The sequence below is a fragment of the Paenibacillus sp. CAU 1782 genome (assembly GCF_054551715.1).
The window spans coordinates 120,738-143,383 of the sequence record NZ_JBTOLL010000006.1; the positions used below are offsets into that span (position 1 = coordinate 120,738).

Sequence of the window (22,646 nt, forward strand, 5' to 3'; positions counted from 1 at the left end):
ATGACAGCGCTACCGAAAACCAGCAGATTCTACACCAAATGCGAGTTCAAAAATCTGGTTTCGCGTCTTATGTCGCAAGGCATGTTGCGTAATGGAAAGCGGACTTTTGAACAATCTCTATAAGCGTAAGATTGTGCGAATGGATCATTAGATCGTAGCTAGTTATGCTAGTCATGATACCTTATGATGAAGATGTTGTATATGACAAAAAAAGTGAGGGACATCACTATGAACAGTATAAAAATCGGTACACTTGTTGGCGGCAACAACGCAGCCAAAATTATTCCGCAGCTCATTCCGCACGGCTTTGAGTCGTTCTCCCTGACCTTCTGGCAATCGACGGGCGATACGCAATTGCAGGAGCTGGCGAAGCAGGTTCGGGAGCACACTGACCAACACGGGATTCCCATTTCAACGCTTGGCATTTTCGGCAACCCGCTGACAGGAGAAGGCGGCAACGGGGATACGTTGGCGAGCTGGGAGCGGCTCATCGATGCGGCGGAGGCTTTTGGCTGCAATACGGTAGCAGGCTTTACGGGACGGATGCCGGGCAGCATTGACCAATCGATGGACCGCTTCGGAGAAGTTTTCGGAGAGTTGGCAAAACGCGCGGAGGACCGCGGCATCCGCCTTGCTTTTGAAAACTGCAGCATGGACGGAACCTGGAAAACCGGCGACTGGAATATCGCGCATAATCCCACTGCCTGGGAGATGATGTTTAACGCCGTGCCAAGCGATAACATCGGCCTTCAATGGGAGCCTTGCCACCAGATGGTCAGCCTGATCGATCCAATCCCGCAGCTGCGCAAGTGGGTGGGCAAAATCTTTAATGTTCACGGCAAGGATGCTACAATTGCCTGGGATATTGTTAAGGAATACGGGATTTACGGGCCGCGCGAATTTGTCTGGCACCGCACGCCGGGTTTTGGCGACACCAACTGGACCGACATTATCTCCATCCTCAGACAAGCCGGCTACAGCGGCAGCATCGATATCGAAGGCTGGCATGATCCCGTCTACAGGGGCGAGCTGGAAATGACGGGACAGGTTCATGGACTTAACTATCTGAAGCGCTGCCGCGGCGGCGACTTTGTGCCTAATCCGGTGGAGTAGCAGAGCGTTTCACGATATGATACTATTCGATATGATTCCTGATACGATTCCAACACTAATAACGGGGAGCTGTAGCATTCAATGAAACATCAAATACTGGTAGCGGGCTGCGGTGGCATGTCCAACACTTGGCTGGATTATGCCGCCGAGCGCCATAATGCGGAAATCGTAGGCCTTGTCGATCTATATGAAGAAACAGCCATAGCGATGGCGAAAAAGCGCGGCTTGAACGTGCCGGTGTTTACTGATTTTGGAGCGGCATTGGCTGAAACAGGCGCTAACCTTGTATTTGACGTCACCGTTCCGGCCAGCCATAAGGCGGTCGTTACTGCGGCGATGAACGCGGGCTGCAATGTTTTTGGCGAAAAACCGATGGCGGAATCCCTGGAGGACGCACGCGAAATCGCGGCGCTTAGCCAAGCAACCGGCAAACGGTATTCCGTCATGCAAAACCGCCGCTATCTGAAGCAAATCCGCTCCTTGAGAAGCCTGCTGGATGCCGGCTCCATCGGCACAATCGGAACGCTAAATGCCGATTTTTATATCGGCGCGCATTTTGGCGGGTTCCGCGATGTCATGGACAGTCCGCTCGTCATCGATATGGCGATCCATACGTTTGACCAAGCCAGATTTATTAGCGGCGCAGATCCCGTGTCCGTCTATTGCCATGAATTCAACCCTCCTGGCTCCTGGTACAGGGGGAATGCCTCGGCCATTTGTATTTTTGAAATGAGCGACGGGTCTGTCTTCAGCTATCGCGGCTCCTGGTGCTCGGAAGGACTGAACACTTCGTGGGAAGCCGACTGGCGAGTGATCGGAAGCCGCGGCACCGTGCGGTGGGACGGGCAATCCATGCCTTATGGCGAAGCCGTTAACGCCGAAAAATCGGAAGGTTTTATCCGCGAGCAGTTAAACGTCCAGGGCGAAGATGTGTGGACCGGACGGGAAGGCCACTATGGCTGCCTTGACGAAATGTTTGCGGCTCTGGAGGAAGGACGTCCTGCGGAAACGGACAGCGCGGACAACTTGAAGAGCATGTCCATGGTATTCGGAGCTATCGAAAGCGCGCGTACAGGCAAAAAAATCAGCTTGTAACCGGTATCCGGCGTCTTTGTGGAGTGTCAGGGCCGGAAGCTAGCTACGCTCTATAGACTTACTGTACATTACGGATATCCTGTACACTATGGATATCCTATACGTTATGGACATCCTGTTCGCTACGGATATCCTGTTCGCTACGGATATCCTGTACACTATGGACATCCTGTTCGCTACGGATATCCTGTACACTATGGACTTACTGTACACTATGGATATCCTATACGTTATGGACATCCTGTACACTATGGACATCCTGTTCGCTACGGATATCCTGTACACTATGGACATCCTGTTCGCTACGGATATCCTGTACACTATGGATATCCTATACGTTATGGACATCCTGTACACTATGGATATCCTATACGTTATGGACATCCTGTACACTATGGATATCCTATACGTTATGGACATCCTGTACACTATGGATATCCTATACGTTATGGACATCCATGACCGTTAAAGCCCTGTTTTGATGGAATGTCCATGTTTAAAGGTCATTCATGACCGTTAAAGCTTACATTCATCCCCAAAACGCGGCTTTTGAGCGTCTAAAAGACACCGATGACCGTTAGCTGAAGCCAATGCATCCAATTGGGGTTCTAGCGGTCATCTGTGACCGCTAGGCGGGGAAAGAGCAGCTGTCCTTGTCCAGCTCGATCAGCCAGCAATCCCTATGTTCTCCCTCATGAAACTCATGCCGGGGCAGCAGTCTTTTTTTAATAAACCCGTTTTTTTCGTAAACCTTAATTGCCCTCTCGTTCCATGTCTGCGGGTCCATTACAATTTTGTCCGCCCCATGAAAGCTGAACAAATAACGGGTTACCTCTCCAATCAGCTTTGTGCCGATTCCCCGATTCCAATAATCCGTCTCTCCGATAAACTGATCCATTCCATAGATGATGCCATCGTTTTCCCCGTACCCGTAAGGCTGCCTGTCTTCATCCTCCAGCGGATAAAACTGCAGATAGCCAATGTCGTTTCCCATAAACTGAATGATGCAGAGAGTAGCTTCGCCGATTTCTTCATAAAAGCTTTCTCTAATGTTCTCATGGCTTTGCGGCCGATCTCGGCCTTCATAATAAGTCAATACATCAGGATCATTAAGCCATTTCCACAACAGCGGCGCATCCTCCGCCTCCAATGTTCTAATCCCAACCTCGTTTCCCTGTATCAAAATCATTTTATACACCCCCACTTTTTTCCATTATAATCCTATCTTTCTTCTAAAGGAAAGTTCATTGCCCTATGCCCTCGTACTGCTATCGCCTTTGCGGAATGGGCTGATACTGATTCTATTTTTAAAAAATGTTCCTTCTCTTGCAAAATGGGTATTCTGGGTGTATAAAAGTTTTTTTGGGCGGTTTGAAAAATTGGGCGGCTTTCGGTTGTATTTATAGTGAAAGGGGGACCCGAGGGTGCAAGCTTCATCTGAGCTCAATGAACGAATTCGCGAAGCCGTCGGCCTTTATTCCGACAACTTGATCAAAATCGCTTTTGCTTATCTCAAAAACGTGGCTGACGCCGAGGAGGTCGCCCAGGACGTATTTGTGGCGTATCTTCAAAAAGCTCCCGTCTTCGAGAGCAGCGAGCATGAAAAAGCATGGCTGATTCGAACAGCCATCAATAAAAGCAAAAACATGCTGAAAGCAGGCTGGTTTAAACGCCGGAGCCCCCTTCCGGACAACCTGTCGTATATGCCCGGAGAAGACCATACCGTGCTGCAGGCGGTTTTGTCTCTTGCTCCAAAATACCGGATTCCGATTCATTTGTTTTATTTTGAAGGTTATTCCCTGGAGGAGATCGCGGATATTCTTCATTCCAAACCCGCGACGATAGGGACGTGGCTGGCGCGTGGACGCTCGCAGTTAAAAGGCCTGTTAGGAGGTTGGCAGGATTGAAACATTCAGACTCAGACTATAAAAAAGCTTTCTCCAAACTGAGGACAAGCGAGGATTTTCAGGAACGGACCCTCAAGCGCCTGGACCGGGAACAGCAATTTATGAACCCACATACAAAAGGAGAGATTTATATGACAAATACAAACCGTAAAAAACAAAACAAAACATTTGCATGGGCAACAGGTGTCGCTGCATGCGCCGTGCTCGCCGTAGGCGTATTCGCTTTTAACCAAAGTCCGGACGGAACGGTTCCGGCCCCGTCGCCAACCGGCGTCGTAGAGGCCCAAAACCCGGGTTCCTCGGCAACGCAAGCGCCGCCAGCCGCTAAAGGCGCTGTTAATATCGACGGCGTGATCGAAGAGGTTTCCGCAGACGGCCAAAGCTTCCGCATCGGCGATCTGTGGGTAACGGTAACGGATGCAACGGAGTACGGAATTACCGGTCCAAACGCGCCCGCTCTTTCCGAGCAGCTCGTAAGCGAAGATTTTAAAGTAGGCAACGCCGTTTCCGGCTTTACCTCCGGCGATATCGCCAGCGGCAAAGTAACAGCAGAAAAGATCTACAATAACTTTTAATTCCTAAGCCTATAATCATACGGGTTCAAAAAGAATACAGCCGCCACTATGCAGTCCGCCGGGCGTTATTAAACGTCCACGCGAACCATGGTGACGGCTGTGTTTTTGTGCAGATCCAGCAGAGTATGCTCCATTCGGAGTTTGCATACACGCATTAGGCGGTATTTTAAACGATACTCCCTAGTCATTTTTTGCCTTTAGAAATACAGAGGGAACAAATTCAACCAGCCATACGTCGTTTTCCGACTTGTAGAATGTATGGCCCAACTCATGCATCGCGCATGCTTCGATCTCAAGCAGGGCAGGCATGCCATGCCGGGAACCAACCTTCATCGCCAATGCCGGATCGTCTGTCAGATGGACGTGCTGCCGGGTTCCCTTTTTAATCCCCAAAAGTTGGATTGACGGGACTAGATGGCGCGCTGTGCCATGATAAAGCACTTCCGGCGGCTTCTGTGCTTTCAGCTCAACGTCAACCGATAAGGAATGGCCCTGATTTGCCCTGATTTTGGTACGATCCTCGTTAAAGCTGTATCTCTTCTTATTGTTTTCCGCCACGATCCGTTCCAGAGTCGATTGATCCAGCCTTCTGCCGGAGCGGTTAACACCCCGAATCAATTCGTCTACGGATGCCCATCCGTTGGCATCCAGCGTAATGCCCGCAGCTTGCGGTTGATGCCGAAGCACCAAACTTAGGAACTTGCCTATTTTTACATCATCGTTTTTATTTTTCATTCACTTCTTGCCTTCCTTTTCAATTATTTCTGTTTTGGCTTTTAAACAACCTCTATCTGCTAAATTCCTTCTGGAATGCTTTCATACATGCCTGATCCCGGCTCCGGTCCAAAACGGCGTAAACGACCTCATCAAACAAGTACCCATATCCCCGCTCCGTCAACAGCTCGTTCCACCATGCGGCGATTTTGGCGGGATCGTTGCGAAATACGCCACAGCCGTACGCGCCAAGCACTAATCTTTTCATGCCTGCTTCGGCAAAAATGGCTAGTGCCAGCTCCATCCGTTCCTTCATCACCCGGTCAGCTTCTTCGATATTTTCGCCTTTTAAGACGACTTGGCCAAAGTTGACTGCAGGCAGCGTCAAAACGGAAGCCGTAGCGGGCTCGGCCAGCAAATGAAAATGGGCGTCCCGGAAAAATACGACATCCGGCGAAAAAATAGAATGATGGCTGTACATCATCGTCCCGCACTTCCGGTTAAACACGTAGTATCGCTCATGCGGCAGCAAGGTCGCATACAATCCGCTGGAAGCCGCCAGACTTTCCTCCTGCGCCATGGCTCCGCCCAGGAAACCGCCGCCCGGATTTTTGGCGCTGGCAAAATTCAATACGCCCAGGTGGCTTCGCTCCTCAGGCGGACAAGACAGAATGGCCGCTATTGTCGCTTCGTCGCGGACATATTGGCGTATGGACGCTTTCGTTGCTTCGTCGCCAACATATTCGCGTATGGACGCTTTCGTTGCTTCGTCGCCAACATATTCGCGTATGGACGCTTTCGTTGCTTCGTCGCCAACATATTCGCGTATGGACGCTGGTCCATTCAAGCGCTGCTTCACCCGCTCCAATAATGCCAGCGCTTCCTTCGGAGCAAGCAGACGGCTGCCCTTGACGGACTGCTTTTGCATAGAGGATATGTCGATCAAACAGCCATCCCGCTCATAACATCCCCGTTCAATGATTGCGAGCGTTTGCTCCGCCACTTGCTTGCGATTCACCCTTGCCCCGGTTTCCCTTATCCCCCCGGCAAACTTCAAGTCATTTCCCTTCTTGCTCATCATTTTCCCTTCCTCTTCCTCACCTTACGGCTATACTCACTTGCTGTCTTGTGCGCTTATTCCATTACTTACTTGCGCTCCTTACTCTCAGCTTCATACTACTCTCCATACCCTCTCATGCCACCTTGCTCACTTACCCGGACTTACTCTCACGCAGCCTTACTCACGTACGCAAACTTACTCTCACGCAGCCTTACTCACGTACGCAAACTTACTCTCTTGCTACCTTACTCATTTACTCAACTTGCTCTCTTACCCGCCCTACTCACTCTCTTACTCAAACTTGCTCTCTTGCCCGCCCTACTCGCTCTCTTACTCAAGCTTGCTCTCTTGCCCGCCCTACTCACTATCCTTACTTGCCGCCCACTATTACCCACTCTGTGCTGCTCACTTGCCGGCTTACTCCACATATTTTCTGGTTGAACAATTAGTATGAGCTTTAAGCTTTCTTCATCGGTTACAAGCAGAGTTACGCCGGTGTAGCCAGAGTTCAATCGAATGGGAAAGTGGTCGGCTTCTTTCCACCTAATGGACATATCTGTCCATTACATGCCTAAAAAACAGAAATTTGAATTCTAACGGCCACTTTTGTCCATTAGGGATAAAAAATGGTGATTTTTCACCAAAATGCAATCCTAATGGCCATTTATGACCATTAGAACTCAAAAAATCCTCAAAATCACTGCTAATGGACAGATTTGTCCATTACAGATTGTTCAGATGCGTGAATGTTGCCCACGCGCGGCACAGCCCGCTCATACAGGCGCTTGCCCACGTGCGGCACAGCCTGCTCATACAGGCGCTTGCCCACGTGCGGCACAGCCTGCTCATACAGGCGCTTGCCCACGCGCGGCACAGCCCGCTCATACAGGCGCTTGCCCACGCGCGGCACAGCCCGCTCATACAGGCGCTTGCCCACGTGCAGCACAGCCTGCTCATACAGGCGCTTGCCCACGTGCGGCACAGCCTGCTCATACAGGCGCTTACCCACGCGCGGCACAGCCCGCTCATACAGGCGCTTACCCACGTGCAGCACAGCCTGCTCATTCATGCGCTTGCCCACGTGCGGCACAGCCTGCTCATTCGTGCGCTTGCCCACGTGCGGCACAGCCTGCTCATTCGTGCGCTTACCCACGTGCGGCACAGCCTGCTCATACAGGCGCTTACCCACGCGCGGCACAGCCCGCTCATTCGTGCGCTTGCCCACGTGCGGCACAGCCTGCTCATTCGTGCGCTTGCCCACGCAACAACAATTCATCGCGTACTTCCGTCAGCGCAAAGCCCAGCTTGTTTTTGCCCCGCCATTTGGGCGGGCATTCCGCGTCGGGATTGCTTTTGCCCATGCCGATGCCCCAGATTCGATCCCTCGGACTGGCTTCGACCAAAATCCGCTTCCCGGTGCCTAGCAAATACCGTTTCAACTCTTCATTTTGGCCGAACTTGGCGATATTGCCCTCTTTAACGATTCCGTAGCTCGCCTCATTCCATTTTTCATCGTCATATCCCGCAACGGCTCTGCCGTAAGCCTTCATTTCCTTGGGGTGTTTGGCCTTCATGATTGCCTCAAGCATCTCGTTATCTCCAAACAAACGAGCTTTTTCAGCCATCATATATTGCTCCGTGCAGCTGTAGGCAACACCGTTTACCTCAAAGCGGCTCATCCACCACTGACTCAAGCAGCTCTGGTTGATGACTCCGTCCGCCGGGGGCGTATGTCCCCAAAAAAACAAATATTTAAAACGTCCGCCGGCCTGATAAGCCTTGCGCAACGCCTCCACATCGTAAATCATGATAAGTTCTCCCAATTCCTTCGATATAGTCGCGACGGCCGATGTCCCGCTGGCTCCGTATAATGATCAGTTTCCACGACCAAATGGGCTATCTTTCTCCGAAACGCCGCTTTTAACAGTTCCTTCCCGCCAATAACCTCGTACACCTGCTGCAGCTGCGTCAAAGTGAACAGCTCCGGCATCAGATGCAGCGCGATGCTCGTTTCATCCAGTTTTCCTCTCAGCCGTTCGATTCCGCAGGCGATCAGCTTGGCGTGGTCAAATGCAAGGCCTTCATTTTCAATCAGCGCATAGTCCGTTTGTGCAGCCGAGTTGGTATACACTGTCCGTTTCTCCACAACGGCCTTCAACACGATTTGCTCGTGGCGAAGCACAAGCTCGTATTGCCAGCTGCGCGTGAACCCTTCCTCCTGCAGCTCCTTTGACTCTCTCACCAGCCGGTACGAGATTTCGAACCATGCGGCTTGATCCGCATCGTCCCCGCCTTCTACCTCAACAGCGCTTCCGTCGATTAGCGCCATGTATGTGCAGCTCATAACCCAGGTTCGGGGATCCCGTTCCGGCTCGCTGAAGGTCTGTAGCTGTTCCATATACACTGAATCCAGCCCGGTTTCCTCCCGCAGCTCCCGCCTTGCGGCCTGCTCCGTTGTTTCATGCGGTCTGACAAAACCGCCCGGCAGCGCCCAATGTCCGATATAGGGGTGTCCGGCTCTTCGTATCAAAAGCAGCTTCAATGTTTTCTCGGGCAGTTTTCGATAGTTGTCCGTCTCGCTGTTCATAATGGTGAAAATGACCATATCCGCGGCTACCGAAGGACGCGCGTAGTCCCCCGCGTCGTATTGCTGCAAAAACTCCTCTTCGGTTAGGCCGTTCCGGTCTTTAACACTCATAATCGTCATCCTTTCACACTTGTTTCTATGATTAACAAATAATCATGTTAACTACCATTTGTTATTATCTAAATGATATTAACTACATGATACTAATTTAAAACCATTCTCAGAATTTGTCAAGCATCGCCTTATCCAGCCTCTCCCTCCTAAAGCCTAAGTGACCATATCCAAAAGCAGCAATGCTCCGTCCGAGCTCCGCCCGATCCTTTACTGACACGTCTGGTGAGCCTTCTTTAAAAAAACAGCCCGGCGACAAGCGCCAGACTGTGTATAGCAATGCGTATCAGACTATTTGCAAAACAATGCGAATCAAACTATTCGTACAACAACGCGTATCAAGCTTTTCGACGTCGTCTATGCACATCATGCCGTTTGTAACTCAATAGGTATCAGACAGACTTTTATACGCTAATACGTGTCAGACTTTTAGTAAGACCATACGCATCATTCGCATCATTCGCATCATTCGCATCATACGAATTATACGGCAATTCGCATCAAGCCGTATATCCGGTAATAGCAACCGAACCGCGTAACCGGCAATGATCGCCGAACGGTTGAGGGGTTACCCCGCCTTATAGCTTAAAAACATATCCCGTCCACCTACCTCTGCAAAGTAGACAAGAACACCATCCTTCCAGAACCGGGTATTCACGTCGTCTGGAGGAATGCCCTCAATACCTTTGGACAGCAACGTTTCCCGCCTTTTCGCTGCATCATAAACAGCGACCTCAGCCCTCTCGTTTATGGTAAGATCCATCGAAACATACTCTCCGCCATCATCAACCAGCAGCATATGGGATCTGGCATCCTCATAGCTAGACCATTCCGTCCATTTCCCGTTTGTGAAATCGTAGCTGATCAGGCTTAACGACGCTTGCCCCTCCTTCTCTCTCTTCAAGGTCAGCCACAAGGTTTTGGCCGATTCCCGATAGACCAGATTATCAATACCGCCATTGCGCCATCCCTCCGCTTGCGGCAGCTCGGAAAGCTTCAGCAACGGCTCCTCTTCCCGAACCCCGTCCATGCTCCGATAAATCCCGTCATCCCACGTGCTTATCTCCGTATAGCTCAGCCCCAGCATGTCGCTTATCCGATAGCCCATCTCTCCTTTGGACAGAAAATATCGGGTTTTCTGAATGGCATAATACGGATCGGCATAGGACAAATACGTCTCTGCGTCGACATACGGCACACCTTCTTTTTCGCCGCTAGCGATGATGGAATACCCCACCTGCCTCGGACTTGTGCCTTTCAAATAGCCGGGATCATAGCTAAAGAAGGAGTGTGCATATTCCTCATCCCGATAAATAAGCGCCTCAATCGAACCTGCCACAATCTCTTCCGGCGTTGGCTCTTGATCAGCCACGTTAAGTCTTACCAGGTTCCTCCATATCTCATTGGTATAAAAGGTTTTATAGACAAACAAGCGGCTGCCAGTCTGGCTCCAAACGGGCTGCTCCAAGGTAAACCGGGCTTGCTGCTTCCCTTCAATCACCTCTCCTGTATTCCGGTCCCAGGCGTCAGCCAATTGATTTTCGATCAATCGTTTCCGGGTTTGAAAATCGATGTCGGCAATCCACAGGTCCTCCATTTCCGGGTTCCCCCTGGCCACAACAAAAGCGACATAAGCGCCATCCGGCGATACGCTGGGATACCGCCCTTCCGCAAGCTTCCGTTCCTCTCCGCTTTTCAGATTTACCGACATAATAGCGCCTTCCCGCTCAAACAATAACGCGTGTTGTCCGGGAACATAAGAGGGGGAAGCTCCAACGCCAACATAATGTGTCGCTCCACCCTTAATCTCTACTTCCATCATATCTCCGGCATCGCTCATATCTCCGGCATCGCTTTTCCCATCAGCATCCAACAGATCCAAGGCATCGGCTTCACCTTCCGCATCGCGCTTAGTTCCAGCCTCAGCCCTATTTCCAGCCAGCTTTACAACGGCAATCCGCTCTCCATCCGGCCCCCAGACCGGGGAAACATACCTTTCTGCCCCTTCCGATTGAAGCAAAAGCCGATTTTGGTTCTGCTCCATATCGTACACATACACATCCCCGCTCCGAATGTACGCCAGCTTGTTGCCATCCGGCGAAACGGCTACCGCCTCGGCTCCTCCCGGCAGAAGCAGCTCTAGCCCATTGTCATGCTGCGCGTAAATCCCTTCCTTTTCCACGGCAAAATAGGTACTGTCTCCATATTCCGCAACCGACACGCTATTTTCCTTGCCCAGCTGCTGGGTGACCGTAAATTGACCCGCTATATGAAGTGACGCCGCCAATACATGCGCCTCCTGCTCCCAAGGCTTTAAGACAAAGCTCCCCAGCAGGAGCCCCGCTGCCGTAATTCCCGCTAAAATTCCGCGCCATATTCTGCCTTGCCTACGCTTGCGGAGCAAGGAAGCATGCAGCTTTTGCTTCAATTCCTCATTAACGGGCAATCTTTCTTTAAGCTGTTCCATCGTTTTTTCCCACATGACCTCGCTCATTGTTTTCCCTCCATGCAAACCGTAATTAATCGGGCCATCTTTTGTTTGAGACGATGGGTTCTGACCTTTAGCCATTCCTCCGCTTTGCCCGTCAACTCGGCGATATCGGCATATTTCAGGCCGGCTATGTACTTTAAATTCAGCAGTTCTCTTTCCAGCGCCGAAAGCTCCTTCAGCGATTGCTCCAGACATTCTCCCCGGGCATCCCCTTGATCCGCGAACAATGTGGATTCCGTATAGCCGTACACCTCGGGATCGTCGCCGTAAGCCACTTCCTTTTTTCGCCTGTAATAATCTATGACCGTATTCCTTGCAATAACAAACAACCATGCCTTGGCTCCCGGCGACTCGACCTTCGATTTTCCGAGACTTTGGAAAGCCTTCCGAAAAATGTCGCTAACGAGATCATCCGTATCCCAAGCGCTTCCCGTCTTGAAAAGCACAAACCGGTACACATCGTCAAAGTATTGGTTGTACAAGTCTTCAAATGTCATCCTCATGCTCCAACTCTCCCTTATAACACATCAAACGAATGAAGCCGGAGAAAAGTATCATTCCCGATAAAAAAACCTAAAAAAACAAAACGCATATACGCAGAACTAAATATAAAAACGCAAGCAACCAGCCTTTCGGCTCCGTTACTTGCGCATTTTTTGGCTATATGCGGATGGAATGAAACGCGCTCTTTAGTCAGCGAGCCGCACTGCCACCTGCTTCACGGGCAAATGGGTTACACCACCGCTATTCCGACTCCTCGTATTGGAAATAATCAAAATCGGCGTGTTTCGTCTTCCGGTACGAGTCCTGGCAGCAGATGCCGACAAAAGCGCCCGTGAAGTGGCCCGACGCGGAATATTCGTCGGAGCATTTGCTGGCGTCCAGCTCCGTGCCGACCTGCCACCATAACTCGCCATCAGACGAGCAATAAAAGTTCAACGTCCCGTCATGAATGACGGCGCGAAGATAAATTCTCTCCCATTCCGGAATCGGGATGCGGGATTCCAGCCATTCCGTCCGATTGCCGTTGTCCGCGCTCAAGATGCCGATGCATTTGCAGCCAAACGTCTCGCTGTAATAAACCCGCAGGTAATAAAACATGTTTTGGTCGTAAAAGAGCGTCAGCCCCGCCATCTCGTGGAAGTTCTCCGGCTGGAATTCCAGGCAGGTCTCCACCGTCGCCCGGAAATGCTGCAGCCGACGCGCCACCAAGCTTTGCTCATGGAGGGAAAACAGCGATTCCCGTCCGCGCAATCTCAGATAACCCGCTCTTGCTTCAAGCGACGCCCAAGACTCCTCTAGCGGAACACGGAGAGAGTTCAAATGCAGATTCCATTTTCCGGTGTCAAAATCGTCGCGGGCTGCTTCCTCCGGGAAGGGATGCGGTTCCAGGGATGGCGCTTCAACCGTCATTTCCGCCCGGTTGCCGCCATTCGCCATTCGAATCCAGCCATCTTCAGTCCACTTGCAGCGTTGAAGAGCCGTTTCCCGCCCCAGCATGCTGCGGACCTCGGATTTAAGCGGTCTCGCGCACAGGTGGGCGATGTACCACTCGCCGGTCTGGGTCTCCACCAACGAGCCGTGTCCGCTCTTCTGAAGAATGGATTCCGGATTATACTGATACGGCTTCAAATAATCGTCGATGCCTCGGCGATTTAGATTCATTTCCCGGGCAGACGTAATGATCGGATTACATGGATCGGATTCATAGGGACCAAATAAGTCGCGCGAACGCGAAATCACGACGCCATGCCCAAAACCCGTTCCGCCTTCCGCCGTCACCAAATAATAATACCCGTTTCTTTTGTAAATATGGGGAGCTTCCAGACAACCCATATCCGTCGCTCCTCGCGAGATGGAGCGCGCTTCGCCTATCAGCGTTTGCCTATCGGCATCGTATTCCTGAATCACGATAGAGCCGGGATGCTCGTAGCCTTGGCGGAAATCCCATTCCAGATTAAGCAGCCATTTGCGGCCGTCTTCATCATGGAACAGCGACGGGTCAAAGCCGGAGCTGTTCAAATAAATGCGCTCCGACCACGGTCCTTCGATGTTGTCCGCCGTCACAAGGTAGTTGTCCAGATCAAAGGCGCCGCCGTTTGTGCTGCGCATGATGGTGTAGATCAAATAGAAGGTTTCTTCCTGCTCATTGTACGACAGACAAGGCGCCCAAACGCCGCCGGAGGCTTCAATGCCCTTCAGATCCAGCTGCGACGGACGGTCCAGCGCATAACCAAGCACCCGCCAATGGACCAGATCGCGGGAATGATGGATTTGAACGCCGGGAAACCACTCAAACGTAGACGTAGCGATGTAGTAGTCCTCGCCCACCCGTATAATGGACGGATCGGGATTAAAACCGGGCAAAATCGGATTTTGTATCATGCATATTCCCTCCAAAATAAAGCTTCAACGCCGTAACGCCGACACAGCATGCAAATACCATGTCTGAAGCCGGCGCCATCGGTTGGCGGCCTTAACCTTTAACCGCGCCAGCCGTTACGCCTTTCGTGATCTTTTCATTAAAGATGGCATAAATCACGATCGCAGGAATCGAGGTCAGAACCATAACAGCAAATTGGGAGCCGTAGTCGGAAGCATATTGCCCCGCAAAATTCATGACGGAAAACGGCAGCGTCTTCAGACTGTTATTGCTGATGAAGGTATACGCCATAATAAATTCATTCCAGCAGTTCAGGAAGGTCGTTACCGCAACCGTCACGACGGCCGGCATGGTCAGCGGCAGAATGATCTGGAATACGGTACGGTAGATACTGGCGCCGTCCATGACGGCGGATTCCTCAACCGCGCGCGGAATGCTGCGCATAAAGCCTGTCAGAATGAAGGTACTGAACGGAACCGATACCGCCGTATAGGGAAGAATAAGTCCCCAATAGGAATTCGTCAGGCCCAGCGACTTGAAGATGGCGAAGTTCGGAAGCAGCGTAGCGTGAATCGGAATCATAATACCCAGCAAAATAACTCCGAAAAAGAATGCGCGCCATTTCCACTCCATCCGCGTAAACGCATATGCCATCGACAACGAGATGATCGTTGTCAGAATAATGGTTGCGCCCGATACGATGATGCTGTTGAAGAGGTATCGGACAAACTGCCCGTCCACCCAAGCGTTGATGTAATTTTGCCATTTGATAATATCGGGCCAAACCAAAACGCTATCGGAGAAAAAGGCGTTGGAATCGACCAGCGAAAAGTCGATCAGCCAGACCAGCGGGAATAATTGAACGCATGCGACCAGGAGAAAAAAGACCCAGAGGATGCTGCGGTTTGCTTTTGACATCTTGTTCTCTCCTTAGTAGTCCAGATTTTTGTTTTTCATGATTTTGTTAAGCAGGAAGGTAACCAGCAGACAGACGATAATAAACATGATCGAAATCGCGTTGGCGTAGCCGTAGTTGCTGGCCGAAAACGCCTGATTATATAGGTATACCGCAAGAAACTGAGTGGAATCGCCAGGACCGCCGTTGGTGGTCAGGAATACGGTTTCCATCTGCTTCAAAGCCGTAATCATAGCCAATGTCACTTGTACCGTAATAACCGGGGAAAGCAAAGGAACCGTAATGCGCCAATGCAGTCTGAAGCCCGTTGCTCCATCCAGCCGCGCCGCCTCATAAAGCTCCTCGGGAATGCCTTTAACGCCCGCATAGTAGAACAGAAGGCCCCAGCCAAACCCGGACCAGATCAGAATGGACAAGAGAGAGCCCAGCGCCGTGCTGGAGTCGCCCAGCCAGACATGCTGCAAAGCTTCCAATCCCAGAAAGCCCAATACTTTGTTCAACAAGCCAAAGGTAGGATCAAGCAGCGACAGCCACATTCTTGAGATAACAACAACCGAGATGACGCAAGGGATAAAAAAGATGGTGCGGAACCATTTTTCCGCTTTGCCGCCGATCCGGTCCAGCATGATCGCGAAGAAAATACAGATCGGATGCTGTATGAATACAAAGCCAAGTCCCAGCAGCAGCGCGTTGCGAAGTGATACCCAGAAGCGCTCGTCGTGCAGCAGGAGCTCCTTGAAATTGCCGAGGCCGACCATCTCCACGTTAGTTCCAGGGGCGATTGTATTCGTCAGGGAATAATATCCGCTAAGAATAATGGGGGCTACAAAGGTCAGGATAAAAAAGGCCAATCCCGGGAAGACGAATAGAAAAATCGCCATCCGATCGCTTAATACTTTATGCATGATGCCACTCCTCCCAAGAGAGACAAAAAGGGCAGATCGCAATGGTCCGCCCTTTTCGGTTTTTTCTATTTCTTATTTGCTTGCCGCTTTGTCGAGTTCCGCTACAAAAGCTTCAGGCGTAATATTGCCGATTGCCAGCTTGCCCAAAGCCGTCTGAACTTCGTCCTTGAAGGACGCGGTGTTGGCATCAATGAACAGGATACCCGTTGTCGACGTTGCTTCCAGCAGGATGTCAGCCAATTCCTTCTGAACTTCCGTCTCATTGCCGGTCAGCTCGTATTTCTGCGCGGGAACGGCTGCTCCGGTCTCCCATGCTACCTTCGCCCATTGATCGGCGCTCATCATATAGTCAAAGAACTTTTTGGCTTCTTCTTTGTTTTTGGACGCTTCCACCAAGGAATAACCGCCGCCGTTCCAGCCGATCAAATCGTTTGTCTGTCCTTTTCCGCCATCGATTACCGGGAAGCGGATAACGCCAAGGTTGTCGCGGAACGATTGAGGCAAGCTTTCATTGGAGGCCATGCCGGCTTCCCAAGAGCCCATGTACCACATGGCGGCTTTGCCTTGAGTGAACAGGTTTTGCGACGCGCCGTAGTCCATGGTCATGTAAGCCGTATTGTAAATGCCGTCTTTCACCATTTGCTGCAGAAGCGTTGCGGTTTCCAGCACGTTTGGATCGTCGGAAAATTTCTTTTCTCCTTTTGCCGCTTCTTTCAAAAAGCTTTGTTCACCGCTGATCCGCTGATGCAGGTTTTGGAACATTACGCCGATATTCCACAGGTCTTTGCCGTTCATCGAAATCGGCTCGATTTTTTTCTCGCGGAACGCTTTGGATGCCGCAATCAGCTCGTCCACTGTTGATGGAACCTTGATGCCGTTGTCTTGGAACAAGGCTTTGTTGTAATAGAGAACGGCGTAGTCGCTGTTGCGCGGCAATCCGTAAATTTTGTCGTTAAACGTAAATCCGGTAAATACGCCCGGCAGGAAGTTAAATTGTTCGCCTTCGTAGTCCTGCGGATTCAACTCGGAAACGTAACCTGCGGCTACCAGCGTGTCCAACTCAGCGCCGTTATGGACCATCGTAATGTCGATTGGCTCATTGGAGGCCATGTATGCCTTCAGCTTGTTTTTGAACGGCTCCTCGGCCAGCGCCTCAACCTCGATTTTTACGTTGGGATTTTCTTTTACATAATTGTCGATGACCGTCTGCTCCGCCAGTCCCTGACCGGATTTGCGGTCGGGCAGGTTGGAGAAGAAACGAAGCGTCACTTGGCTGCCCCCGTCGGACGAATTGCCTCCGGACGGCGCCGCGCCTTGATTAGTTTCGGCATTGCCGCCGCAGGCAGTCAAAACGGTGGTCAGCGCAACCGTAGTCGCCATCAGTGAAAATGCTGTCTTTTTCTTCAACATTTCAGTTCCCCCTCTGTTAGAATCCGGTGTCAGCCGGTTCATGTCTGTATCATATCAAGCGGACCGTTCCCTGTAAGTAGAGAAAAATCGCGTAAGGTTGAGATTTATATCATGACGTTTCTCGCTTATTGTTAACTTCGCCGGGGCAGGCTAAACTGAAAGTGCGCGACCTTTGCGCATCATGAGCCAACAAGCCTTTCATAGAGAGTTGGAAGCTGAAATGGGCAAATCCTTTTATCATTGGAGCCTGAAAACGAAGCTGATTCTAATTATTCAATTTATTACGACGCTAGTCGCCGTTACGCTGGGTTATTATTCGTTTGAAACGTCCAAAACCCAAATCGTCAACAAGGTCAGCGTTTCAAACCAGTCCGTTATTACGGTAATCGACAATAATATTACGCGCATGCAGCGCTCCATCTCCGACTGGGCCACTGTGTTTATTCTGTCGTCCACGGTTCAGCAGGGCTTGCAAGAGACCGCCACGGGGCAAAATGTGCTGGAATCCGCGCTTTATTCGGGTCCGGCGGCTTCCCTTATGGACCAGATGCTGGTAACGGGCAATTTTGACTATTTAGCCCTGTATGGCGAAAACAGCAGCGACCCTCTCTATCAGGTCGCAACCGATGACAGCAGCGGCCCGGCCAAGCAGGAAGCTATAACGGGCAGCGAGGTTTACCGTCAAACGGAGCTGCTGAACGGAGCGCCCCACTGGTTTCCTCTCACCCAAGAGAACAACGCGTTCATTGAATACAACCGGCAGGGCAAAATGGGAATGAGCCGCATTGTCCGCAGCACCCTGAACGGCGAAAAGCTTGGTTTTATCTTTGTTGGCGTCAATCATCAGACGATCCGGAACCACTATCTGAAAAACCTGTACGATCAGGATCACGGCATTCTGATTCTGGACCAAAATGGAGAGTCGCTGCTGACGGCCGGCAAAGCTTTTTACGAGTCGAACCTGGACTTCTTCGGGCCGCAGGATGGCGATTTGGAGAAAACCGCCGGCTCCCGCGTCACGCAGATCGGCGGCGAAGAGCTGCTGCTTTCTTACAGCGTGATGAACAACGGATGGCGCATTTATTACGCAGTGCCGCTTGATCTGCTGACGAAGGAACTAAACGCCATTAAATTATTTGTTATGCTGGCCATTCTGGCCATCATCGTGTTGACCATACCGCTGACAACGCTTCTGACTTCCTTTTTGACTGCGCCGATCAAGAAGCTGCTCATTTCCATGCGGCGTTTTCAGAACGGTCATTTCGGCGAACGCGTCGAGGTCAAATACCAGGATGAAATCGGACTGCTCAGCCAAGGCTACAACAATATGGTGCTAAACATCAAAACACTGGTGGACGAGGCTTACGTCCTGCGGCTTAAGGAAAAGGAGGCTGAGCTGAAGGCGCTGCAGTCGCAAATCAACCCTCATTTTCTGTACAACATGCTGGACATGATTTTTTGGGAGGCCGAAAAAGCAGGCCAGGACCGGATCAGCGAAATGGTCATTACGCTGTCGAGGCTGTTCAGGCTTAGCTTGAACCGCGGCAAAAGCTTCACCAGCCTGGGCAAGGAGAAGGATTTGATCCTGCAATATTTGAAGCTGCAGCAAATGAGATTTGCGGACAAGCTGACCTGCAAAATCGATATCCCCGAGGAGCTGGAGCAATACGTTATCCTGAAGCTGCTGCTGCAGCCGTTTATTGAAAACGCGCTGATTCACGGTATCGAGCGCAAGCGCGAAGGAGGATACGTGCATGTCAGTGCCAGCCTGAACGGGGGACATCTCTCTTTTGTGATCGAGGATAACGGAGTTGGCATGGATGAGGACATGATTAAAAAAATTACCGAGCTTCAACCCGACTCTGACGTCTATACGGCTCAGGAAACGGGCGGGTACGCCATCCAAAACGTCATTCAGCGATTGCGACACTACTATAAGGATGAGTACAGATTGACCTATGTTAGCGAGCTGGGAAAAGGAACGCGGGTTGAACTGGACATCCCTGCTATGACGGAAAACCGGGAGGAAGAAGAACATGGTTGATCTGCTCATTGTGGACGACGAAGAGCGTGCGAGAAACGGCATCAAAACTTTGATTGATTGGGAGGAGCATAATATCTCCATCGTCGGAGAAGCCCGCGACGGGGCCGAAGCGCTGGAGCTGCTCGAAAGCAGACATGTAGATATATTGCTAACCGATATCCGCATGCCGGAGATGGACGGGCTTCAACTTATCGACAACGTCAAAAGACGCTTCCCTCATATCAAATCGGTCATTATGAGCGGTTACGACGACTTTAATTACGCCAAAAAGGCGTTAACCTTGGGCGCCAGCAACTATTTGCTCAAGCCGAGCCGGCGTCAGGAAATACTGGATACCGTACTGAAGCTGTCGGGCGAAATCGCAGCAGAACGGGAGCAGTCTAGACATATGGAGCGGCTGAAGGAGGGCTTCCGGGAGAGCTTGCCGCTTATGCGCGACAAGGCGTTGAGCCGTCTGATGTCGTCCGAGGATGCGCCTTACACCAAGCTGCTGGGCAACCTCAAGCTAAGCGGCCTGGTCTTTCCCTATCCCTATTTTGGCGTCGTCCGCGTCCAAATCGACGATTATCTCCAGCATCAAAACCGGTTTGGCACCTTCGATTTCGAATTGCTGAAATACGGCTTGAAAAATATATGCGAGGAAACGTTATCTGAGGTTGGCATTTGCGCAGCCGTAGAGGATCAGGACGACATTACCGTCATTCTGAATGTGGAACGGGAAACGCCGGTCTCATCCCTGAAGCCGCTCGCGGAAAAGCTTATCGCCAACGCAGACGCTTATCTGCACCTCAGCTTGTCCGTCGCCATCGGCCCCGCGGACAAAGGAATCAACCAGCTTCGGACCGCCGGCCAACTAGCGGCAAACGCATTGGATACGGCCTTTTATTTGGGCCACGGGAAGCTGATTCATTATGAGGAGGCTTTGGAGGAAGAGCCGTTGAAAACGGCCTATCCCATCGAACTGGAAAGGCTGATCCTCCAGTCGGTATTATCGGGCGACGAAGGGCATATCACTTCCGGTCTGACGTTGTTTCAGAAGTCTCTGGATCACGAAAAACAGTCGAAACCTTTGGTGCTCAAATTTGCATTCGCGCTTTATTTTGCACTCTACCGGCTTTGCATCGAAAAGGAACTGGACGTTAACACTATTTTTGGCCAAGACCTGGAGGAAATAACAAAAAAGCTGGCCAAGCTGAACATCGATAGCATCTATGCCGAGTTGTTGAACACCGCATTGTGTATCGGCCGCCAGTTAAACGAGAAAAAACAAAGCAACAAGCTGTTCGAATCCATCCTGGACTATATCCGCGAGCACTACAATCAGGACATCAGCCGAGAAACCGTCGCTAAAGAAGTGTTCATCACGCCAGGTTACCTGAGTTTGCTGTTCAAGCAGCAGCTCAGGAGCAGCTTTCTCGATTTTCTGCATAAGGTACGCATGGAGCAGGCTTGTCTGCTGCTGAAGGATCAAAGCCTGCGCATCGCGGATATCGCGCTTCAGGTGGGGTATAACGATGAAAAATACTTTTTTCAGGTATTCAAAAAATACATGGGCATGACGCCCAAACAGTTCCGCAATACGATCAAGTCCTAGCGGCTAACAGGTAGACTCATCCCCAAAGCAGCTATGCAGGTTGCAGGACGAAAGTATTGTTTTGGGGTCAAAAACAGCAAAAACGCAAGCGCCAAGGGAACCCCTCCCTCAATGCTTGCGTTTATGAACATCATTACATCGTACGGGTTAGCCGCATGAAAGCCCCAAGCTTTCCAGCACGCCGTCGATGATTTGGTTGTTAAAGCGAGCGCGAGCTATTCTCCCGCCTTGTAGTCAAACCAGTCGAAATGTGCCGCCGTCTGCGATGATGCGCCATTGCCCGTGGCGTACATCGCGATATAAACGCCCGTAAATCCGCCTGCAACCTCCGTCGAAAGCAGACTGCACTCCCCGCTTCCAAAAGAAACAAATTGTCCGTTGCCGTCAACATACCCAAAGGTGTACAGGTCGCGATTGGCTTTCACGGCAAGCACAACGGATTCCGAAGTCCACGGAATTTCATTTTCGATCTTCCACAAGCTGCCGATGCGTCTTCTCAGGATCAGCTTTGTTTGGCCCACGATGCGGGCAACGGCGATTTCATAGTGAAACCTCTCATTCATGAAAACCGTCACTCCGGCTTCATCGCCATTCCGTTCCGGCGCAAATGTCATAAGAGTAGAGACTTCGCAATCAAAATGCTGCTGCCTTCTGCCAACAAATGCCGGAGCAGCGACATCGTTAAGAGTCGCCGACGAGCCATTAAGCGAAAGAGCGCCGTCCCGTTGCGTCAGCGACCAAAGCTGTGAATCGGATTTCCGCAGAAAATTCCAGCTGGGGTCCAGCGTTTTGCCGTTAAAATCATCTCTCTCCGGCTTTGCCGCAACCGGTTGAAGTTTCAAGCCGTCGGAGGCCATCATTTCGCCAATCGTTCCGTTGTCCCCAATCGTTGGCCATCCATCCTCGCTCCAGGCAACAGGCGCAAGAAAAGTTTCCCGCCCCAGATGATGCTTGTTGGGATAACACGCCGGGCGTACGCCCAGAAATACGGCCCACCATGCGCCTTCAGGCGTTTGCACCAGATCGGCGTGACCCGTAGCATGAATGGTTTTGTTCAAGCTGCGATGGGTCAGGATGGGATTATGCGGATTGCTTTCGTAAGGTCCGCCCGGCTTCCGGCTTCTCGCGATCGTTTCCATATGGCCGTATTCCGTGCCGCCTTCCGCTACCATCAGGTAATACCAGTCGCCGATTCGGTAAACATGCGGCGCCTCCGGATATTGCCCCCCGGTCCCGGCCCAAATGGATACGCATTCGGAAAGCCTTTTCCCTGTTGCCAGATCGATTCGGCTTTGACAGATGCTCATGTCCAGGGAGGTCGTATAATAGACGGAGCCGTCTTCGTCAAAAAACAGATCGGGGTCGATGCCGCCTTGATCTACGAAAATCGGATCCGACCACTCTCCGCGCGGATTATCGGTATAAACAAAGAAGTTTCCGCCGCCCGTTACATTAGTCGTTGTCATATAGAAGATGCCATTATTCACGCGAATCGTTGGGGCAAAGATACCGAGGGAGCTACCCGCCCGGCTTAAATCCAATTGCTCCGGCCGCGTCAGGCAATGCCCGATTTGCTCCCAATTGACGAGATCCTTGCTATGGAACAACGGAACTCCGGGATAGTACTCAAACGAACTGGTAACCAAATAATAGTCGTCGCCCCATCTGCAAATGCTGGGATCGGGATGAAAGCCGCTAATTACAGGATTGCGGTAAGTCAATTCCTATCACTCCTTGTAGA

General features: G+C 51.2%; 20 protein-coding genes. 7 read left to right on the plus strand and 13 right to left on the minus strand.

Features of this window, described 5'->3' with window-relative positions:
- The first annotated feature begins 228 nt into the window (after positions 1-228).
- The 3 genes from ACX93W_RS15370 to ACX93W_RS15380 all read left to right on the plus strand — a co-directional run bounded on the left by ACX93W_RS15370 (position 229) and on the right by ACX93W_RS15380 (position 2,677).
- The gene (locus tag ACX93W_RS15370; RefSeq protein WP_459393258.1) at positions 229-1,113 is read left to right on the plus strand and encodes a sugar phosphate isomerase/epimerase family protein; all 885 of its coding nucleotides are present in this window, start codon (positions 229-231) and stop codon (positions 1,111-1,113) included.
- A gap of 81 nt (positions 1,114-1,194) precedes the next feature.
- Entirely contained in the window at positions 1,195-2,208 is a 1,014-nt protein-coding gene (locus ACX93W_RS15375) for a Gfo/Idh/MocA family protein (RefSeq protein WP_459393259.1), read from the plus strand.
- 88 nt (positions 2,209-2,296) lie between these two features.
- On the plus strand, positions 2,297-2,677 hold the full coding sequence (locus tag ACX93W_RS15380) for a hypothetical protein (RefSeq protein ID WP_459393260.1): 381 nt from the start codon (positions 2,297-2,299) through the stop codon (positions 2,675-2,677).
- Positions 2,678-2,836: 159 nt separating this feature from the next.
- On the opposite strand, the gene ACX93W_RS15385 is transcribed toward ACX93W_RS15380, so the two are convergent.
- The gene (locus ACX93W_RS15385) at positions 2,837-3,397 is read right to left on the minus strand and encodes a GNAT family N-acetyltransferase (RefSeq protein ID WP_459393261.1); all 561 of its coding nucleotides are present in this window, start codon (positions 3,395-3,397) and stop codon (positions 2,837-2,839) included.
- A gap of 235 nt (positions 3,398-3,632) precedes the next feature.
- Between ACX93W_RS15385 and ACX93W_RS15390 the strand changes: the two genes are divergently transcribed.
- Positions 3,633-4,115 (plus strand): RNA polymerase sigma factor, encoded by a 483-nt coding sequence (locus ACX93W_RS15390; protein WP_459393262.1) that lies wholly within the window; start codon positions 3,633-3,635, stop codon positions 4,113-4,115.
- 131 nt (positions 4,116-4,246) lie between these two features.
- Complete coding sequence (locus tag ACX93W_RS15395; RefSeq protein WP_459393263.1) at positions 4,247-4,690, plus strand: hypothetical protein; 444 nt, start codon at positions 4,247-4,249, stop codon at positions 4,688-4,690.
- Between the two features lie 180 nt (positions 4,691-4,870).
- Here ACX93W_RS15395 and ACX93W_RS15400 read toward each other — a convergent pair whose 3' ends face one another.
- From ACX93W_RS15400 to ACX93W_RS15450, 11 genes are all read right to left on the minus strand, one after another.
- Positions 4,871-5,425 (minus strand): RNA 2'-phosphotransferase, encoded by a 555-nt coding sequence (locus tag ACX93W_RS15400; protein WP_459393264.1) that lies wholly within the window; start codon positions 5,423-5,425, stop codon positions 4,871-4,873.
- Between the two features lie 52 nt (positions 5,426-5,477).
- Entirely contained in the window at positions 5,478-6,485 is a 1,008-nt protein-coding gene (locus ACX93W_RS15405; protein ID WP_459393265.1) for a TIGR02452 family protein, read from the minus strand.
- Positions 6,486-7,167: 682 nt separating this feature from the next.
- On the minus strand, positions 7,168-7,689 hold the full coding sequence (locus tag ACX93W_RS15410; RefSeq protein ID WP_459393266.1) for a hypothetical protein: 522 nt from the start codon (positions 7,687-7,689) through the stop codon (positions 7,168-7,170).
- A 16-nt stretch (positions 7,690-7,705) separates the two neighbouring features.
- Positions 7,706-8,272, minus strand: a complete 567-nt coding sequence (locus ACX93W_RS15415) for an NADAR family protein (RefSeq protein ID WP_459393267.1) — start codon at positions 8,270-8,272, stop codon at positions 7,706-7,708.
- Positions 8,269-9,162, minus strand: a complete 894-nt coding sequence (locus ACX93W_RS15420; protein WP_459393268.1) for an NUDIX hydrolase — start codon at positions 9,160-9,162, stop codon at positions 8,269-8,271. The genes ACX93W_RS15415 and ACX93W_RS15420 overlap by 4 nt, the downstream gene beginning before the upstream one ends.
- A gap of 568 nt (positions 9,163-9,730) precedes the next feature.
- Positions 9,731-11,656, minus strand: a complete 1,926-nt coding sequence (locus tag ACX93W_RS15425; protein WP_459393269.1) for a hypothetical protein — start codon at positions 11,654-11,656, stop codon at positions 9,731-9,733.
- Positions 11,653-12,156, minus strand: coding sequence for an RNA polymerase sigma factor (locus ACX93W_RS15430; RefSeq protein WP_459393270.1), 504 nt, complete (start codon positions 12,154-12,156; stop codon positions 11,653-11,655). Before ACX93W_RS15430 ends, ACX93W_RS15425 begins: the two co-directional genes overlap by 4 nt.
- Before the next feature lie 241 nt (positions 12,157-12,397).
- Complete coding sequence (locus ACX93W_RS15435; RefSeq protein ID WP_459393357.1) at positions 12,398-14,044, minus strand: glycoside hydrolase family 43 protein; 1,647 nt, start codon at positions 14,042-14,044, stop codon at positions 12,398-12,400.
- Positions 14,045-14,129: 85 nt separating this feature from the next.
- Positions 14,130-14,954 (minus strand): carbohydrate ABC transporter permease, encoded by an 825-nt coding sequence (locus tag ACX93W_RS15440; protein ID WP_459393271.1) that lies wholly within the window; start codon positions 14,952-14,954, stop codon positions 14,130-14,132.
- Between the two features lie 12 nt (positions 14,955-14,966).
- The gene (locus ACX93W_RS15445) at positions 14,967-15,857 is read right to left on the minus strand and encodes a carbohydrate ABC transporter permease (protein ID WP_459393272.1); all 891 of its coding nucleotides are present in this window, start codon (positions 15,855-15,857) and stop codon (positions 14,967-14,969) included.
- A 72-nt stretch (positions 15,858-15,929) separates the two neighbouring features.
- The gene (locus ACX93W_RS15450) at positions 15,930-17,267 is read right to left on the minus strand and encodes an ABC transporter substrate-binding protein (RefSeq protein WP_459393273.1); all 1,338 of its coding nucleotides are present in this window, start codon (positions 17,265-17,267) and stop codon (positions 15,930-15,932) included.
- Between the two features lie 220 nt (positions 17,268-17,487).
- On the opposite strand from ACX93W_RS15450, the gene ACX93W_RS15455 reads away from it, so the two are divergent.
- Both ACX93W_RS15455 and ACX93W_RS15460 read left to right on the plus strand, forming a co-directional pair.
- Positions 17,488-19,311, plus strand: coding sequence for a cache domain-containing sensor histidine kinase (locus ACX93W_RS15455; RefSeq protein ID WP_459393274.1), 1,824 nt, complete (start codon positions 17,488-17,490; stop codon positions 19,309-19,311).
- The gene (locus tag ACX93W_RS15460) at positions 19,304-20,905 is read left to right on the plus strand and encodes a response regulator transcription factor (RefSeq protein ID WP_459393275.1); all 1,602 of its coding nucleotides are present in this window, start codon (positions 19,304-19,306) and stop codon (positions 20,903-20,905) included. Before ACX93W_RS15455 ends, ACX93W_RS15460 begins: the two co-directional genes overlap by 8 nt.
- 215 nt (positions 20,906-21,120) lie before the next feature.
- On the opposite strand, the gene ACX93W_RS15465 is transcribed toward ACX93W_RS15460, so the two are convergent.
- On the minus strand, positions 21,121-22,626 hold the full coding sequence (locus ACX93W_RS15465; protein ID WP_459393276.1) for a glycoside hydrolase family 43 protein: 1,506 nt from the start codon (positions 22,624-22,626) through the stop codon (positions 21,121-21,123).
- Between the last annotated feature and the right edge of the window lie 20 nt (positions 22,627-22,646).

Bases quoted from the DNA above. Each gene is read 5' to 3' on its own strand.
- ACX93W_RS15460 (WP_459393275.1), top strand. From the start codon at position 19,304: ATGGTTGATCTGCTCATTGTGGACGACGAAGAGCGTGCGAGAAACGGC.
- ACX93W_RS15450 (WP_459393273.1), bottom strand. From the start codon at position 17,267: ATGTTGAAGAAAAAGACAGCATTTTCACTGATGGCGACTACGGTTGCG.
- ACX93W_RS15455 (WP_459393274.1), top strand. From the start codon at position 17,488: ATGGGCAAATCCTTTTATCATTGGAGCCTGAAAACGAAGCTGATTCTA.
- ACX93W_RS15420 (WP_459393268.1), bottom strand. From the start codon at position 9,162: ATGAGTGTTAAAGACCGGAACGGCCTAACCGAAGAGGAGTTTTTGCAG.
- ACX93W_RS15430 (WP_459393270.1), bottom strand. From the start codon at position 12,156: ATGAGGATGACATTTGAAGACTTGTACAACCAATACTTTGACGATGTG.
- ACX93W_RS15380 (WP_459393260.1), top strand. From the start codon at position 2,297: ATGGATATCCTATACGTTATGGACATCCTGTTCGCTACGGATATCCTG.
- ACX93W_RS15425 (WP_459393269.1), bottom strand. From the start codon at position 11,656: ATGAGCGAGGTCATGTGGGAAAAAACGATGGAACAGCTTAAAGAAAGA.
- ACX93W_RS15440 (WP_459393271.1), bottom strand. From the start codon at position 14,954: ATGTCAAAAGCAAACCGCAGCATCCTCTGGGTCTTTTTTCTCCTGGTC.
- ACX93W_RS15415 (WP_459393267.1), bottom strand. From the start codon at position 8,272: ATGATTTACGATGTGGAGGCGTTGCGCAAGGCTTATCAGGCCGGCGGA.
- ACX93W_RS15395 (WP_459393263.1), top strand. From the start codon at position 4,247: ATGACAAATACAAACCGTAAAAAACAAAACAAAACATTTGCATGGGCA.
- ACX93W_RS15370 (WP_459393258.1), top strand. From the start codon at position 229: ATGAACAGTATAAAAATCGGTACACTTGTTGGCGGCAACAACGCAGCC.
- ACX93W_RS15385 (WP_459393261.1), bottom strand. From the start codon at position 3,397: ATGATTTTGATACAGGGAAACGAGGTTGGGATTAGAACATTGGAGGCG.
- ACX93W_RS15445 (WP_459393272.1), bottom strand. From the start codon at position 15,857: ATGCATAAAGTATTAAGCGATCGGATGGCGATTTTTCTATTCGTCTTC.
- ACX93W_RS15375 (WP_459393259.1), top strand. From the start codon at position 1,195: ATGAAACATCAAATACTGGTAGCGGGCTGCGGTGGCATGTCCAACACT.
- ACX93W_RS15400 (WP_459393264.1), bottom strand. From the start codon at position 5,425: ATGAAAAATAAAAACGATGATGTAAAAATAGGCAAGTTCCTAAGTTTG.
- ACX93W_RS15405 (WP_459393265.1), bottom strand. From the start codon at position 6,485: ATGATGAGCAAGAAGGGAAATGACTTGAAGTTTGCCGGGGGGATAAGG.